A 14856-nucleotide genomic window follows, 5' to 3' on the forward strand; every position below is an offset into this window, starting at 1 on the left:
ACAACCACAGTAGAATTGGATTTTGCTGTGGTTGTTTTGTGACTACTATTGTGAGCGCAAAGTCAGAGACATTTGCGCAGCATAATCAAGAACTATTGTATGCTTTGAAGAGCGGGGCTGCTAAAAAAATAAGGAAAAAATCTGAAATTATATTTAAACCAGACTTTTTTTCAGGGTAATAAAATACTTAGAGCCTGTTTATATGAGCTAGGAAGGGAACTTTTGATTTTTATTAAAACTTTCGGATAGCTGTGAAAATAAAACTACAAAGCATCAAATGGACTTTTTATTAATTCTAATATTTCTTACTAATTTGTAATCACTGTTTTTCCTAAAAAACAAAACCCCAACATTTCTAGCGTTACCGCTAAAAGTGTTGGGGTTGTAAATAGTATGCTATGTTCACTTCTATTCCCCCTTCGGGGGTTAGGGGGATTTTATCCCTCAATCTTCGCACTCAGCTCAAACCAGCGTTCTTCTTTTTCTTCAATTTTATTGATGATGTTTTTCAATTCGTTCGCTTTTTTTTCAATATCAGTGTCAGCAATTTTCCCGTCTGAGAATAATTGCTCAATAGCTATTTTCTGAAACTCTAAGTCCTTGATTTCTTTCTCGGTTTTCTGAAATTCTTTTTGCTCGTTGAAAGTTAGGTTACCGGTTGGATTGTTTTGTTTCCAGTCTTTCTTATCCGCTTTGTTTTCCTCTTTTTGAGCAACATCAGCACTGTCTTCATAAGCTCTAAAATCAGAATAGTTTCCAGGAAAATCTTCCACTACACCTTGTCCTCTAAAAATGAATAAGTGATCCACAATTTTATCCATGAAATACCTGTCGTGAGAAACCACTAAAAGACAACCTGGATAGTCCAAAAGGAAACTTTCCAAAACATTCAGTGTCACAATATCCAAATCATTCGTCGGCTCATCCAGAATCAAGAAATTCGGATTCTGAATCAAAACCGTACACAAATATAACCGTTTCAATTCTCCACCGCTCAATCGATCCACAAAATCGTATTGTTTTTTGGCATCAAACAAGAAACGCTCTAACAACTGCGAAGCTGAAATCAATTTCCCTTTCATCAATGGAATGAATTCTCCGTATTCCTTAATTACATCAATCACACGTTGACCCGGTTTTGGGTTTATTCCGCTTTGCGTGTAGTAACCCACTTTTATCGTTTCGCCAATCACCACTTTACCGCTATCAAGCGAAACGTTTCCGGTCAATAAATTCAAGAAAGTAGATTTACCAGTTCCGTTTTTCCCAATGATTCCAATGCGTTCGCCACGTTGAAAATCAAAACTGAAATTATCCATAATGACATGATCCTTGAATTTCTTGGAAATTTTGTGAAGCTCGATAATCTTGCTTCCCATACGTTCCATGTTAATTTCAAGCTCTACTTTGTTTTCACGGCGGCGGCTTTGTGCTTTTTCTTTGATGTCATAGAAGTCATCCTGACGGGATTTAGATTTGGTCGTTCTCGCTTTTGGCTGACGACGCATCCATTCCAGTTCTTTTACAAAAAGGTTTTGCGCTTTATCCACACTCGAATTTTCTGATGCAATGCGTTCCTCTTTTTTCTCTAAATAATACGAGTAATTTCCTTTGTATTGGTATAATTTTCCGTTATCCAGTTCGATGATTTCGTTACAAACACGCTCCAAGAAGAAACGGTCGTGCGTCACCATAAACAACGTAATATTTTCTTTAGTAAAATAGCTTTCCAGCCATTCAATCATCTCTAAATCCAAGTGGTTGGTAGGCTCATCCAGAATTAATAAATCGGGACGATTGATCAAAATAATAGCTAATGAAAGTCTTTTTTTCTGTCCACCAGAAAGATTTTTTACTTTCAGTTTGAAATCTTCCAACTTCAGTTTGAACAGAATTTGCTTGTATTGTGTTTCAAAGTCCCACGCATTGTGCTGATCCATTCCGTCAAAAGCTTTTTGGTAGGCTTCTTCGTCTTCCGGATTTTCTAATGCTTTTTCATACGCTTCAATCACTTTCAAAGTCTCATTATCCGATGCGAAAATGCTTTCTTCAATCGTCAATTCTTCCTGCAAATTGTTATTTTGCGAAAGGAAGGCCATTTTGATACCTTTTCTGAGTACAACTTGTCCGGTATCTGATTCTTCCAAACCGTTAATGATGCTCATGATAGTCGTTTTTCCAGAGCCATTTTTGGCAATGAAGGCGATTTTTTGGTCTTTACTAATTCCAAAAGAAATGTTTTCAAAAAGTGTTCTTTCTCCAAAAGATTTAGAGATATTTTCGACAGATAAGTAATTCACTTTGTAGGGTATGAGTTATAAATTATAAGAGATGCATGCATTACTAAACATAACTTTTTTGCAAAAGTAATTCATTTATATTAGGTTTCAAGTTTTATCGTTTAAGTAATGTTAAAACTAAACATGATAACCTATTTTTCAGGAGCGAATGACTTGGTTTTAGTTGGAACTAAAGGTCCAGCTTTCATTCTAAATGAAATTCACTGAACACCGATGAAAATATTAACTTGGTGAAGTACTCTTTTAGTCCTTAAAGAAAGAACAAAAAAAATTTTTCCCTTCCTTCGGGGCTAGTGGAGAAACATGTTTTTTTTAATTTTCAATAAAATGACGTAAATTTGAGTGGTTAAAAATTTGTATCATGAAAACGGAGACTTTAAAAATCAGCATCACGCAAAGAATCTTAAGTATTAACGACAATAAGATTCTTAGTAAAATAGCAAAACTTCTTGATGAAGAAAATATAGTTGGTTATGACGCAGATGGAAACCCAATTTCTGAAAAAGAATATACTAAAGACATTCATGAGGCTTTACATCAATTGAATGAAGGAAAGTTAGAAACCTATTCTAGTGAAGATGTCAGAAAAAAAATTCTAGGTTAATGAGGGTGCTTTGGAGTAAAAAAGCATCAAATGAACTAGAAGCTATTTATAAGTACATAAAAAAAGAAAGTCCTCAAAATGCTATTTTAGTATTTAATGAAATTTATGATTTGGCAAATTCTCTGCCGAATTTTCCTTATAAATTTCCGGTTGAGCCAATAATTAATATCCAAAAAGTTAGATTTGTGGCCATTTGGAGTTTTAAAATTATCTATTCCGTAGAGAAAGAAAGTGTTGTAGTTTTGAGAATTTTCAACACGAAACAAAATCCCAAAAAACTAAAACAATAAGCTTTGCAACTATCTGTCATCATTCTCAATTACAACGTTCGCTATTTTCTGGAGCTCTGTGTTTTAAGCGTTCAAAACGCATTAGAAACCATTGACGGCGAAATTATTGTAATTGATAACAATTCTTCGGATGACAGTTGTGCAATGATGCAAAAGCTTTTTCCTAACGTAAAACTCATTCAAAACAAAGAAAATATTGGCTTTCCCAAAGGCAATAACATTGGGGTAGCCCAAGCGCAAGGCGAATACATTTGCGTTCTGAATCCCGATACTGTTGTTGCCGAAGATACGTTTATGAAAGTATTGGCTTTCGCCCAAAAACAATCGGATTTAGGAATTGTGGGTTGTAAACTCATCGATGGAACCGGAAGATTTCTGCCCGAAAGCAAACGTGGCGTTCCGACACCTTGGGTCGCTTTTACCAAAATCACAGGTTTATACAAATTATTTCCTGGAACATTCGGGAAGTATTATGCGCAACATTTAAGTGAAAACCAAACCGGAAAAGTAGCCATTCTTGTGGGTGCTTTTATGGTTATGAAAAGAGATTTGTATCTTGAAGTAGCCGGATTTGATGAAGATTGTTTCATGTATTCTGACGATATTGATTTGTCGTATCGAGTCCTGAAAGAAGGAAGATTCAATTATTATTTCCATGAAACGACCGCAATTCACTACAAAGGAGAAAGCACGGTTAAGGATGAAACGTATATGAAACGGTTTCAGGAAGCGATGAATTTCTTCTACAAAAAGCATTTTAAAAGTGTTTTATTTTTCTCCCTTTTTATGAAAATTGGGATTGTCTTTTTTTCTTTGGCGAAAATGTTTCAAGGGAAACCAGGAATAAAAATCATTCCAAAATCATATCTTTTGTATTCAGCTAACCAAAAATTAGCAGATAAGCTCCATTTGGTTTTGCAAAAAAAAGTCCTGTTTCACGATTTGAAAACAGAAAAAACAGTAATTTCGTCTTCTGTTAAAAGTAAAATAGGTGCAGAAATTATTTTAGATAACGAATTCATTTCTTTCAAAAAATGTATCGCAATTCTCGAATCTTCAAGGAATAAAGGATTTACCTTTAAAATTATACCAAAAAACGCTAATTTTTTAATAGGAAGTAATAATAGTAATGAGAGAGGTGAGATTATAGAAATAGAGTAAAAAATTACATTTAATGTAATTTATGTTTGAAATATTTAGTAATTTCGCAAACTGAAAATCAATATCACCTTTTAGGTTAACAATATGGCAAGATTTGAATTAAAACTTCCAAAAATGGGAGAAAGCGTTGCAGAAGCAACCATTACAAACTGGTTAAAAGAAGTTGGCGACAAAATTGAAGCGGATGAAGCAGTACTTGAAATTGCTACTGATAAAGTAGACAGTGAAGTGCCAAGCGAAGTTTCGGGAATTTTAGTAGAACAACTGTTTGGTAAAGATGATTTAGTTCAGGTAGGGCAAACTATTGCTATTATTGAGACTGAAGATGGAGCGCTTGTTCCAATTGTTAAAGAAGCTGTAGCTCCTGAGGTTATTGCTGAAGTAACAAAAATGGTTAATCCCGAAGCTTTAGGATCCAACGAAAGTGTTGCGACTCCGGTAGATTTGTCTTCCGATTACTCGGAATCTGAAAAATTCTTATCGCCTTTGGTAAAAAATATTGCTAAAGAAGAAGGGGTTTCTGTGGCTGAATTAGCAGCAATTTCGGGAACAGGAAAAGAGGGAAGAGTGACTAAAAATGATATTTTAGAGTATGTAAAAAACAGAACTAGTCAGCCTGTAGTTGCAGTTCCGGTGGCAGCAGTTCAAAAACCGGTTGCAGTGCCAGCAGCTCAAAAAGCAGCTCCGGTATCCGTAAGCGGTGGTGATGAAATTATAGAAATGGACAGAATGCGCAAGCTAATTGCGGGATACATGGTCGCTTCGGTACAAACTTCGGCTCACGTACAATCGTTTATCGAAGTCGATGTGACGAATATTGTGAAATGGAGAGAGAAAAATAAAGTTGCTTTCGAAAAAAGAGAAGGGGAGAAGTTGACGTATACGCCAATTTTCATGGAAGCGGTTGCTAAAGCGATAAAAGATTTTCCAGGAATGAATATTTCTGTGGATGGCGATTATATTATCAAGAAGAAAAACATCAACTTAGGAATGGCTGCTTCGTTACCAAACGGAAATTTAATTGTTCCCGTTATAAAAAATGCGGATCAGTTGAATTTAGTAGGAATGGCTAAAGCGGTCAATGATTTAGGAGGTCGTGCAAAAGCTGGAAAACTAAAACCGGACGATACTCAAGGCGGAACCTATACAGTTACTAATGTGGGAACTTTTGGAAGTGTTTTTGGTACGCCAATTTTAAATCAGCCTCAAGTGGGTATTTTAGCCCTTGGAGCAATCCGTAAAATGCCGGCAGTAATCGAAACCCCTGAAGGAGATTTTATCGGGATTCGTCAAAAAATGTTCTTATCACACAGCTATGATCATAGAGTGGTAGATGGAGCTTTAGGCGGTAGTTTTGTAAAAAGAGTCGCTGAATACTTAGAAGCATTTGATGTAAACAGAGATGTTTAAAAGCTAATATTTAGAATAAAAACCCGATTGATTTTTAAAAATCAATCGGGTTTTCTTTTTTTTGAGGTTTTCTGGAACTTTAAGTATTGAACTTTAAATGAAATTAAACCCAAATTTCTATATTTGCAGTCACACAAAATTTAAAAATGGAACTCAAACTCAATAAACCAATTTGCTTTTTCGATCTTGAAACCACAGGAATTGACATCGGAAAAGACAGAATTGTCGAAATCTCAGTTTTAAAAGTTTTTCCGAACGGAAATAAAGAAAGTAAAACGTGGTTGGTCAATCCAACAATCCCAATTCCACCTCAAACAACCGATGTTCATGGTATTACCGATGAAAAAGTGGCCAATGAACCTACTTTTAACGAACTGGCGACTCAAGTGTATAATATGATTAAAGACAGTGATTTGGCTGGATTTAATTCGGATCGTTTTGATATTCCGTTATTGGCTGAAGAAATGCTACGTGCCGGAGTAGATTTTGATATGAAAGGAAGGGTTTCTGTTGATGTGCAAACCGTTTTTCATAAAATGGAAGAGCGTACATTGAGCGCAGCTCACAAATTTTATTGTGGAAAAACACTTGAAAATGCACACTCTGCAGAAGCAGATACCATGGCAACTTACGAGATTCTGAAAGCGCAACTGGATCGCTATCCGGAACTTGAAAACGATATGAAATTATTGTCCAAGTTTACAACAAGAAAGAAAATTGCTGATTTCGCAGGAATGATTGCTTTTGATAAGGATGAGGAGGAGATTTTTACTTTTGGAAAACACAAAGGAGTCAAAGTGGGTAAAATTCTGGAAACAGAGCCCGGTTATTTCAGTTGGATTCAAAATGCCGATTTTCCGTTGTACACCAAGAAAGTTTTAACGGCAATTAAACTACGAAAACTGAATAATAAATTAAGTTAATTTTTGAATTTTTCAATCATTAAATTTTTTAATTAATAAAAAATGAAAATAATCTGTATCGGTAGGAATTATACCAATCACATAGAGGAATTACAAAACGAGCGGCCCACGGAACCTGTGGTTTTCATGAAACCGGATTCAGCCGTTTTATTAAAACAACATCCGTTTGTAATCCCGGAATTTTCGGAAGAGGTGCACCACGAAATCGAAATTATAGTCAAGATAAGTAAAGTAGGGAAATACATCGAGCCTAAATTTGCTCATAAATATTATGACGAAATTAGTGTGGGAATCGATTTTACCGCTCGGGATTTACAAGACAAATTAAAAGCAAAAGGGCTGCCTTGGGAAAAAGCCAAAGCATTTGATGGCTCGGCAGTTATAGGTGAATTTGTATCAAAAAATCAATTTAGTTCTGTAGAAAATATTACTTTTGAATTAAAGAAAAATAATGAAACGGTTCAAATGAGTAATTCGAGTTTGATGCTCTGGAAAATTGATGAGCTGATTTCATACGTTTCTCAGTTTTTCACATTAAAAATTGGCGATATCATTTTTACAGGAACCCCGGAAGGAGTGGCAGCGGTAAAGCCGGAGGACGTTTTAGAAGGATTTTTAGAAGGGCAACAACTATTTAGAATACAAGTAAAATAATGGCAATAAACTACAACCTGTCAAAAGTGTACGCACTGTCGGACAACGACCCTGAATTTGTAAATGAAATTCTGACTTTGTTTGTGACTGAAGTTCCGGCAGATCTAGAGCAAATTAAAGAAGGAATAAAAAAGAAAGACCACAAGCATGCCTATGCTTATGCACACAAAATAAAGCCAACCCTGGATTTGATGGGACTTAATGTTGCTTTTGAAGAAATTCTTCAAGTTGAAGCCTGGACAAAGACTGAAGGTAAAAAGAAAGAAATTAAAGAAACGTTTAAGAGTGTAAAAAATCAGGTGAAAGAAGCCATTAAAGAAATTAAAAAAGACTTTGATTTGTAAAATTTGGGCGTGACCACGCTTTCACTTACGTTAAAGCGTGGTCGGGCTATCCGTTGCAAACGAAGTTCACTGAACCCCTATTGAAATAATTGTTAGGTGAAGTAATCTTCCGAAAAAACGGAAGGATTTTCACTGTTATCCCTCACGCAAAAAAAGGAATCTGCCAATTTACACTTTCCTTTTTTAAATACAGTTTTACAAAATAAGCAGCACCAAAAAAAATGAAAGCAACCATAGTTACCATAGGTGACGAAATTTTAATAGGCCAAATTGTCGATACAAATTCTGGTTTTATAGCCAAATCGTTAGATAAAATTGGTGTTGAAATCAACGAAATGATTTCGATTAGTGATGATAAAAAACACATTTTTGATACGTTTACAGCACTTCAAAACAAAGTCGATTTGGTTATTATAACTGGAGGTCTAGGACCAACAAAAGATGATATTACCAAGAAAACATTTTGTGATTACTTTGAAGATGAATTAGTTGTTGATCAAAAAGTGTTAGCTCATGTCACGCAACTTATAGAAGGTTTTTATAAGCGAACCATTACGCAAATCAATAAAGATCAGGCGCTGGTTCCTTCGAAATGTACGGTACTTCACAATCAGGTAGGTACGGCACCAGGAATGTGGATGAAAAAGGAAAACACTGTTTTTATTTCGCTCCCTGGAGTTCCCTACGAGATGAAATATTTGGTTGAACATGAAATCATCCCAAAAGTAGTTCGGGAGTATGAGCGCCCTTATATAATTCATAAAACAATTCTGACCTATGGTCAGGGCGAAAGTCTGGTGGCAGAGCGCATCGAAGACTGGGAAAATAACCTTCCTGAATTTATTAAGCTGGCTTATTTGCCTGCTCCGGGACGCGTACGATTGCGTCTTTCGGCACGTGGTACAGATAAAGATAAATTAGAGGCTGCGCTACTTGAAAATGTAAACTTGCTGGACGCAATTATTCATGATATCATCGTTGGTTATGATGAAGACGAAACGATTGAAGTTGCAGTAGGGAAACTTTTGACCCAACAAAACAAAACCATAGCCACAGCCGAGAGTTGTACAGGAGGTAAAATAGCAACGCTTTTAAGTGCTGTTGCCGGTGCTTCCAATTATTTTGCAGGAAGTGTAGTTTCGTACTCAACCCAGGCTAAAATAGATGTTTTGGGTATTCCGGAAAGTCTGATAAAGGAATATTCCGTAGTCAGTAAGGAGGTGGCTTCTGCAATGGCTTTGAGTATAAAAAAGAGAATGAATACGGATTATGCAATTGCGACAACAGGAAATGCCGGACCAACAAAAGGCGACTCAGATGTAGAAATTGGCACTGTTTTTATTGCAATAGCAACACCAAAGGAAGTAATTGTTGAAGAATTCAATTTTGGTCAACCCCGTGAAAAAGTGATAGATAGAGCGGTAATAAAAAGTTTAGAACTAGTACAGAAAGAAATTTTAAAAAATGTGCAGTAAATATGTTGCTTAATAGGTTTATTTTTCTTTTCTTTGCACCCTGATTTTGAATAACGATAAAAGATAAGTATAATGTCAAGAGTTTGTGACCTTACAGGTAAAAGAGCGATGGTAGGAAATAACGTTTCTCACGCTATGAACAAAACTAAGAGAAAATTTTCTGTAAACTTAGTTAAAAAGCGTTTTTATCTTCCAGAAGAAGATAGATGGATTACTCTACGAGTAGCTGCATCTACGGTAAAAACAATTAATAAAAATGGAATCGCTGCAGTTTTGAAAAAAGCAAAAGCAGAAGGATTTATTAAATAATCCCTTCCAAAATAAAAAAATAGCAAGATGGCAAAGAAAGGTAATAGAATCCAGGTAATTTTAGAATGTACTGAACACAAAACATCAGGTGTTGCAGGGACTTCAAGATACATAACAACAAAGAACAAAAAAAATACTCCAGACAGATTAGAGATTAAAAAATTTAATCCAATCTTGAAAAGAGTAACTGTTCACAAAGAAATTAAATAATAATTAGAGATTTTAATAGAAATCTAGAAATGGTCACATTTAGAGATTTTATTTAAATTTAAATAACATTTGAATCATGGCAAAGAAAACCGTAGCATCGTTACAGACATCTTCTAAGAGATTATCAAAAGCCATCAAAATGGTGAAATCTCCAAAAACAGGTGCATATACATTCGTAGAATCTATTATGACTCCAGAATCAGTTGATGAATTCTTGAAAAAGAAATAATTTACAACAGCAGTATATAGAAAAGCTACTTTCATTCGGAAGTAGCTTTTTTATTTTCTATATTTACCATTAGAAATTGTATTTGTTCTTTGGACTTAAATACTTCATTCTTAATACTATTTACACAATGAGTTTTTTCAAAAGAATATTTTCAGCAGACAAAAAAGACCCGAGCCTAACCGAACAGGCGAAGCAAACATTAGATAAAGGTCTTGAAAAATCAAAAACAAATTTCTTTTCTAAGTTAACCAAAGCGGTTGCCGGAAAGTCAAAAGTGGATGAGGAAGTCCTGGATAATTTAGAAGAAATTCTGGTTGCTTCCGATGTTGGTGTCAATACGACTTTGAAAATCATTAAAAGAATAGAAAGTCGGGTAGCAGCAGATAAATATCTGGGAATTGAAGAACTCAATCTGATCCTCAGAGAAGAAATTGCGGCTTTATTATCAGAGACTAACTCCGGTGAAGCCACTGAGTTTGTAATTCCAACTCAGACTAAGCCGTATGTTTTGATGGTAGTGGGTGTAAATGGAGTTGGTAAAACTACTACTATTGGTAAATTAGCCTTTCAGTTTAAAAAACAAGGATACAACGTTGTGCTGGGCGCAGCTGATACTTTTCGGGCCGCTGCCATTGACCAGTTGCAAATTTGGGCGGATCGAGTAGGGGTTCCTATTGTTCGTCAGGATATGGGAAGTGATCCGGCTTCGGTGGCTTTTGATACCTTGCAATCCGCGGTGGCGCAAAATGCGGATATCGTTATCATTGATACCGCAGGTCGTTTGCATAATAAAATTAATTTAATGAACGAATTGACCAAAGTAAAACGAGTGATGCAAAAAATTGTTGGAGATGCGCCACATGATGTACTGCTAGTTTTGGATGGTTCAACGGGTCAGAATGCTTTTGAACAAGCCAAACAATTCACTGCCGCTACTGAGGTTACTTGTTTAGCGGTTACAAAACTTGACGGCACTGCCAAAGGCGGTGTGGTGATAGGAATTTCAGATCAGTTTAAAATTCCTGTAAAATATATTGGTGTTGGAGAAGGAATTGAGGATCTTCAGGTTTTTAATAAATATGAATTTGTAGATTCATTCTTTAAATAAAAGACAATTATGGATTTTTCTTCTTTAAAAAATGTACCACCACTATACCTTTATTTTGGGAGTATAGTTTCTTTTATAACGGCTAATCTTATTCGAGATATAAGTATCAGTCTGTATTATTTTTTGATACTTATGGGATTGGTTTTCTTTGTTTTAGGGTTTCTTAAACGTTTGAAAACCAAATAGATTTACTGATATAAAACACTAGTTTTCTGCTGTAATATTTCATCAAAATCAGATAAAGCTAAAGTTGGATTGTCAAGGTTTACCACCTCTCCCATTCTGATAACGACCATTTTCTTGCTCGGAATGACATAAATTTTTTGATCGTTTTTGCCTAAGGCCATAAACATGTCGGCAGGAGCTGTTGGTATTAAACTACCGTTGAATTCCAATTGGCGTGATGACCATTGAAATGATTTTCCATAACAATTCGGCCGTTGACAAGAATGATACTAGATTTTGTTACCCAAGTGGCGCCGGTTAGTGGAAGGAAATAGAGTGTATCTGTTGGAGTAGGCGTTGGTTCTGAAGTTTCAGAACTGTAGCTTATGCAAAATATTGTGAGGACGATACGGTAGATTATTTTTTACATTTCGCTCTAATTTAGTTCTAATTACCTTATGGTTAGTGATATATAAAATAGTTTAATGTGTTCTACTTTTTTTGTTTTCTGTGAATTTAATAAGAGTAACTTTGTTGTATGCAATTTAAGTATGGTTACTTCAAAATACCTAGCCCTGATTGAAGCGGAAATCCTTTTTTAGCCGTTTTTTCGGCGGATAAAAAGATTGAAGTGAAAAGCAGGAAATAGCTCCTAAAAATATTAATTATATGAAAAATACATTTAGCTTTCTTTTTATTGCATTCCTTTTTGTGGGATGCCAGCAAGAAATTATACCTGCTGATATTGCCAACATAAACGGCTATTGGGAAATTAAAAAGGTTGTTTTTGATAAGGGGGAAAACAAGGAGTATAAGATGAATGAAGTGTATGATTATTTTGAAGTTGACAAAAAGAATAAAGGGTTTCGAAAGAAAGTCATGCCACAACTAGACGGTACTTTTATGGTGAATGATGCGTATGAAAAGGTTTCAATTCGATTTGCAGATGACAAGGCGTTTGTGGATTATTCAACACCTTATATGAAATGGAGTGAGGAAATAATTGCAGTGTCAGCGGAAGAATTAGTATTACTGAACAAAGAAAAAACAGCATATCATTACAAGAAAGCAACACCAATAAATTTACTGGGCGATGGCAAAGAGACTAAATAATCAAAGTACGATAGGGGATGTTTTGAAACAAATTATCCAAGTAAATAAGCTGCAGCCCGGAATGGATCAAATGGACGTAAAATACGCTTGGAAAAACTTGATGGGTAACGGTGTGAACAGTTATACCAATAATGTAGTTTTGAAAGGAAGTACGTTGTATGTAGAGTTGACCTCGTCCGTTTTACGAGAGGAATTAAGTCATGGTAAATCAAAAATTGTGGCTATGATTAATGAGGAACTAAGACGAGATGTGGTGAAGGATGTGGTTTTAAGGTAATGATTTTAGATTGTTGATTAACGAATTTAGATTTCAGATTTTTGATATAAAAAAATCCCGTTTCAATTTTGAAACGGGATTTCTATTTTATTATAATTCGTAACTGTCAATTGCGACTGAAAACCGATACTAGAACTGCTCTCTTCCGGCAAAATGGAACGCACCTTCGATAGCTGCATTTTCATCGCTATCAGAACCGTGAACTGCATTTTCTCCAATAGAGGTTGCGTATGCTTTACGGATAGTTCCTTCAGCAGCGTCAGCTGGGTTTGTAGCTCCAATTAGAGTTCTGAAATCTTCAACAGCGTTGTCTTTTTCTAAAATAGCAGCAACAATTGGTCCTCTTGACATAAACTCTACTAATTCACCATAGAAAGGTCTTGCAGCGTGCACTTCGTAAAAAGCTTGTGCATCAGCAACAGTTAATTGTGTCAATTTTAAAGAAACGATTTTGAAACCTGCCGTAGTAATCATTGCAAGTATGTTTCCGATGTGTCCGTTAGCAACAGCATCCGGCTTGATCATGGTAAAAGTTCTATTAGTAGCCATTTTTATTTTTTTTAATTTTATGCAAAATTAGCATTTTTTTATTGAATATTTTTACAATTAAGACATTCAAATAATCGTAATCTGATTAAAGTACAATAATTTCAAATTTATTATCCAGCGGTTGGAGTTGTTTGACTAATGTAGGAATCAGATTGTCTCCGTATTCCAAATAAAATTCGGAAAAATTAGTTTGTCGTTCCTGTAAACTTTGGTTGGGAAACAGCTCATTTTGCAAGTAGGTGATGCGTTGTAAAACGTCACTTAGTTTTCTTTTTTGTGCTTTTAGCAATCGTTTTTCCAGATTTTCTAATCCTTTGTTTTGTTTTGTTTCCTGGGCTTTTACCGCTCCAATAAAAGATTTATCGGTTTTGGTCGCAACATCATAAAGCTCCTGAAATTGTTTTTCCAATTGGATTTTGAGATGCGTTAAATCAACTGGGAAATCTGATAATTCTTTGGTTTTAGTAGGTACTAAATTCGCCTGTTTCGAAAATAAATTTTCCCAATTCAATTCTAATTTGTCTGCTTTTTTAGCTTGCTTTTCGGTTGCTAATAGTACGGAATTTCTAAGCAAAAGTATTGGAAAAGTTACTTTTGCAGCGGCAAAAAACGATTGTAGTTCTAGCCAATAGGCAATCTCTCCTCCTCCGCCAATGTAGCATAAGTTGGGGAGAATCACTTCTTGATATAACGGACGCATAATCACGTTAGGACTGAATTTCTCTGGATGATTTTCTAAAAGGGATAGAATTTCTGTTTCAGAAAACTCAATTTTAGTATGGTTTACTTTGTATCGATCATTTTCAAAGATGATGCGTTCTCTGATACTATCTTCAATATAAAACAAATTGATTTCACGAGGATTCACTTGAATCGTATACTCTTTTAATTTTTCGGCAGTTTCTAGTACTAATTTATGCGAGGATTGGTGTAGTAATTCTTCTTTTGCAAAAGGAATAAAAGCTCTTTTTAAGTCTGAATTATCCGCATCTAAAATGACTAAACCATTTGCACCAAATAATGCATTTGCCAAAAATCGTGTGGCATCGGCTAAATTATCGTGATTCAGATAAGAGTCTTTGAATAATTTTTTTAGAGTATCTGCATTCGTACCGGAACCTAATTCCAGCGCATATACTTCTAGAAAATCGGATAAACCTTTAGTAGACAATCGTCCAACAGGACCTGTACTTTCTTTGTTCCAACGGAATTTTTTGCCTTTAAAATTAAAATAATTGATTTCTTCAAAATCATGGTCTTCGGTAGCCATCCAGTAAATTGGGACAAAATTATAGGTGGGATATTTCGCTTTTAATTCGGTTGTCAAATTAATTGTCGAAATAATCTTGTATAAAAAATATAAAGGTCCACTGAATAAATTTAGCTGATGGCCAGTGGTTACAGTAAATGTATTTGGAAGGGCTAAAGTTTCAATATTTTGTTTTGTTAAAACAGAAGTTGAAATAGCCGAATATTGTTTTTTTAAGACTGAAACTAAAATATTTCTTTTATTGTCATTGACAATTTTTTTATCCATTTCGACTCCCTCTCCTTCGGGGAGGGCTGGGGAGGGGAAGTTATTTTGCTTTTCAAGGATTTGCTTTTCAAAGTTTTCCAGCGTTGGAAATCTATTGTATAGAGAATGTAAATTATTTTTTTGATCTAAATAATCGTTCATCAAAGAAGAGAAATATCCTGAATTTTGATAGCTGATACAGTCGGTTGGCATATGGAA

17 protein-coding genes and 1 pseudogene are annotated in these 14856 nt (G+C 35.1%); 14 read left to right on the forward strand and 4 right to left on the reverse strand.

Features of this window, described 5'->3' with window-relative positions:
* Positions 1-437: 437 nt before the first annotated feature.
* Positions 438-2300, reverse strand: a complete 1863-nt coding sequence (locus EKL95_RS07600) for an ABC-F family ATP-binding cassette domain-containing protein (protein WP_126455095.1) — start codon at positions 2298-2300, stop codon at positions 438-440.
* 361 nt (positions 2301-2661) lie between these two features.
* Between EKL95_RS07600 and EKL95_RS07605 the strand changes: the two genes are divergently transcribed.
* From EKL95_RS07605 to ftsY, 12 genes are all read left to right on the forward strand, one after another.
* Complete coding sequence (locus EKL95_RS07605) at positions 2662-2904, forward strand: hypothetical protein (protein WP_126455093.1); 243 nt, start codon at positions 2662-2664, stop codon at positions 2902-2904.
* Positions 2904-3194 carry a type II toxin-antitoxin system RelE/ParE family toxin gene (locus EKL95_RS07610; protein WP_126455091.1) on the forward strand — a complete coding sequence of 97 codons (291 nt, stop codon included), beginning with the start codon at positions 2904-2906 and terminating at the stop codon, positions 3192-3194. The genes EKL95_RS07605 and EKL95_RS07610 overlap by 1 nt, the downstream gene beginning before the upstream one ends.
* Positions 3195-3197: 3 nt before the next feature.
* Positions 3198-4355 (forward strand): glycosyltransferase family 2 protein, encoded by a 1158-nt coding sequence (locus EKL95_RS07615; RefSeq protein ID WP_126460310.1) that lies wholly within the window; start codon positions 3198-3200, stop codon positions 4353-4355.
* An 84-nt stretch (positions 4356-4439) separates the two neighbouring features.
* Positions 4440-5765, forward strand: coding sequence for a dihydrolipoamide acetyltransferase family protein (locus EKL95_RS07620; RefSeq protein ID WP_126554368.1), 1326 nt, complete (start codon positions 4440-4442; stop codon positions 5763-5765).
* Positions 5766-5911: 146 nt separating this feature from the next.
* A complete protein-coding gene (locus EKL95_RS07625; RefSeq protein WP_126563894.1) occupies positions 5912-6688 on the forward strand; it encodes a 3'-5' exonuclease in 777 nt (258 codons plus the stop codon).
* A 42-nt stretch (positions 6689-6730) separates the two neighbouring features.
* On the forward strand, positions 6731-7342 hold the full coding sequence (locus EKL95_RS07630; protein ID WP_126563895.1) for a fumarylacetoacetate hydrolase family protein: 612 nt from the start codon (positions 6731-6733) through the stop codon (positions 7340-7342).
* Entirely contained in the window at positions 7342-7686 is a 345-nt protein-coding gene (locus EKL95_RS07635; RefSeq protein ID WP_126455081.1) for an Hpt domain-containing protein, read from the forward strand. The genes EKL95_RS07630 and EKL95_RS07635 overlap by 1 nt, the downstream gene beginning before the upstream one ends.
* A 221-nt stretch (positions 7687-7907) precedes the next feature.
* Positions 7908-9161, forward strand: coding sequence for a CinA family nicotinamide mononucleotide deamidase-related protein (locus tag EKL95_RS07640; RefSeq protein WP_126563896.1), 1254 nt, complete (start codon positions 7908-7910; stop codon positions 9159-9161).
* Between the two features lie 72 nt (positions 9162-9233).
* Positions 9234-9470: a 50S ribosomal protein L28 gene (rpmB, locus tag EKL95_RS07645; protein ID WP_126455077.1), complete on the forward strand. Its 237-nt coding sequence runs from the start codon at positions 9234-9236 to the stop codon at positions 9468-9470.
* A gap of 27 nt (positions 9471-9497) precedes the next feature.
* Positions 9498-9680: a 50S ribosomal protein L33 gene (rpmG, locus tag EKL95_RS07650; RefSeq protein WP_017495179.1), complete on the forward strand. Its 183-nt coding sequence runs from the start codon at positions 9498-9500 to the stop codon at positions 9678-9680.
* Between the two features lie 76 nt (positions 9681-9756).
* On the forward strand, positions 9757-9909 hold the full coding sequence (locus EKL95_RS07655) for a DUF4295 domain-containing protein (protein WP_091205215.1): 153 nt from the start codon (positions 9757-9759) through the stop codon (positions 9907-9909).
* A 127-nt stretch (positions 9910-10036) separates the two neighbouring features.
* The gene (gene ftsY / locus EKL95_RS07660) at positions 10037-11017 is read left to right on the forward strand and encodes a signal recognition particle-docking protein FtsY (RefSeq protein ID WP_126563897.1); all 981 of its coding nucleotides are present in this window, start codon (positions 10037-10039) and stop codon (positions 11015-11017) included.
* A gap of 188 nt (positions 11018-11205) precedes the next feature.
* Here the strand turns inward: ftsY and EKL95_RS07665 are convergent.
* Positions 11206-11415, reverse strand: a pseudogene (locus EKL95_RS07665) (serine hydrolase); the annotation flags it as partial.
* Positions 11416-11851: 436 nt separating this feature from the next.
* On the opposite strand from EKL95_RS07665, the gene EKL95_RS07670 reads away from it, so the two are divergent.
* Both EKL95_RS07670 and EKL95_RS07675 read left to right on the forward strand, forming a co-directional pair.
* Positions 11852-12295: a hypothetical protein gene (locus EKL95_RS07670; protein ID WP_126455073.1), complete on the forward strand. Its 444-nt coding sequence runs from the start codon at positions 11852-11854 to the stop codon at positions 12293-12295.
* Positions 12276-12572 (forward strand): DUF721 domain-containing protein, encoded by a 297-nt coding sequence (locus EKL95_RS07675; protein WP_126460325.1) that lies wholly within the window; start codon positions 12276-12278, stop codon positions 12570-12572. Before EKL95_RS07670 ends, EKL95_RS07675 begins: the two co-directional genes overlap by 20 nt.
* A 129-nt stretch (positions 12573-12701) precedes the next feature.
* On the opposite strand, the gene EKL95_RS07680 is transcribed toward EKL95_RS07675, so the two are convergent.
* Positions 12702-13121 carry a nucleoside-diphosphate kinase gene (locus EKL95_RS07680; RefSeq protein ID WP_126460327.1) on the reverse strand — a complete coding sequence of 140 codons (420 nt, stop codon included), beginning with the start codon at positions 13119-13121 and terminating at the stop codon, positions 12702-12704.
* An 85-nt stretch (positions 13122-13206) separates the two neighbouring features.
* Positions 13207-14850: a bacillithiol biosynthesis cysteine-adding enzyme BshC gene (bshC, locus tag EKL95_RS07685; RefSeq protein WP_126563898.1), complete on the reverse strand. Its 1644-nt coding sequence runs from the start codon at positions 14848-14850 to the stop codon at positions 13207-13209.
* Between the last annotated feature and the right edge of the window lie 6 nt (positions 14851-14856).

It is taken from the genome of Flavobacterium sp. LB2P53 (assembly GCF_003970305.1).
In the GTDB taxonomy this organism is placed as follows: Bacteria; Bacteroidota; Bacteroidia; order Flavobacteriales; family Flavobacteriaceae; genus Flavobacterium.

Excerpts from the sequence above, each read along its gene's own strand:
- EKL95_RS07605 (WP_126455093.1), top strand. The coding sequence starts at position 2,662 with ATGAAAACGGAGACTTTAAAAATCAGCATCACGCAAAGAATCTTAAGT.
- EKL95_RS07610 (WP_126455091.1), top strand. The coding sequence starts at position 2,904 with ATGAGGGTGCTTTGGAGTAAAAAAGCATCAAATGAACTAGAAGCTATT.
- EKL95_RS07620 (WP_126554368.1), top strand. The coding sequence starts at position 4,440 with ATGGCAAGATTTGAATTAAAACTTCCAAAAATGGGAGAAAGCGTTGCA.
- EKL95_RS07625 (WP_126563894.1), top strand. The coding sequence starts at position 5,912 with ATGGAACTCAAACTCAATAAACCAATTTGCTTTTTCGATCTTGAAACC.
- EKL95_RS07630 (WP_126563895.1), top strand. The coding sequence starts at position 6,731 with ATGAAAATAATCTGTATCGGTAGGAATTATACCAATCACATAGAGGAA.
- EKL95_RS07635 (WP_126455081.1), top strand. The coding sequence starts at position 7,342 with ATGGCAATAAACTACAACCTGTCAAAAGTGTACGCACTGTCGGACAAC.
- EKL95_RS07640 (WP_126563896.1), top strand. The coding sequence starts at position 7,908 with ATGAAAGCAACCATAGTTACCATAGGTGACGAAATTTTAATAGGCCAA.
- rpmB (WP_126455077.1), top strand. The coding sequence starts at position 9,234 with ATGTCAAGAGTTTGTGACCTTACAGGTAAAAGAGCGATGGTAGGAAAT.
- rpmG (WP_017495179.1), top strand. The coding sequence starts at position 9,498 with ATGGCAAAGAAAGGTAATAGAATCCAGGTAATTTTAGAATGTACTGAA.
- EKL95_RS07655 (WP_091205215.1), top strand. The coding sequence starts at position 9,757 with ATGGCAAAGAAAACCGTAGCATCGTTACAGACATCTTCTAAGAGATTA.
- ftsY (WP_126563897.1), top strand. The coding sequence starts at position 10,037 with ATGAGTTTTTTCAAAAGAATATTTTCAGCAGACAAAAAAGACCCGAGC.
- EKL95_RS07670 (WP_126455073.1), top strand. The coding sequence starts at position 11,852 with ATGAAAAATACATTTAGCTTTCTTTTTATTGCATTCCTTTTTGTGGGA.
- EKL95_RS07675 (WP_126460325.1), top strand. The coding sequence starts at position 12,276 with ATGGCAAAGAGACTAAATAATCAAAGTACGATAGGGGATGTTTTGAAA.
- EKL95_RS07680 (WP_126460327.1), bottom strand. The coding sequence starts at position 13,121 with ATGGCTACTAATAGAACTTTTACCATGATCAAGCCGGATGCTGTTGCT.
- bshC (WP_126563898.1), bottom strand. The coding sequence starts at position 14,850 with ATGCCAACCGACTGTATCAGCTATCAAAATTCAGGATATTTCTCTTCT.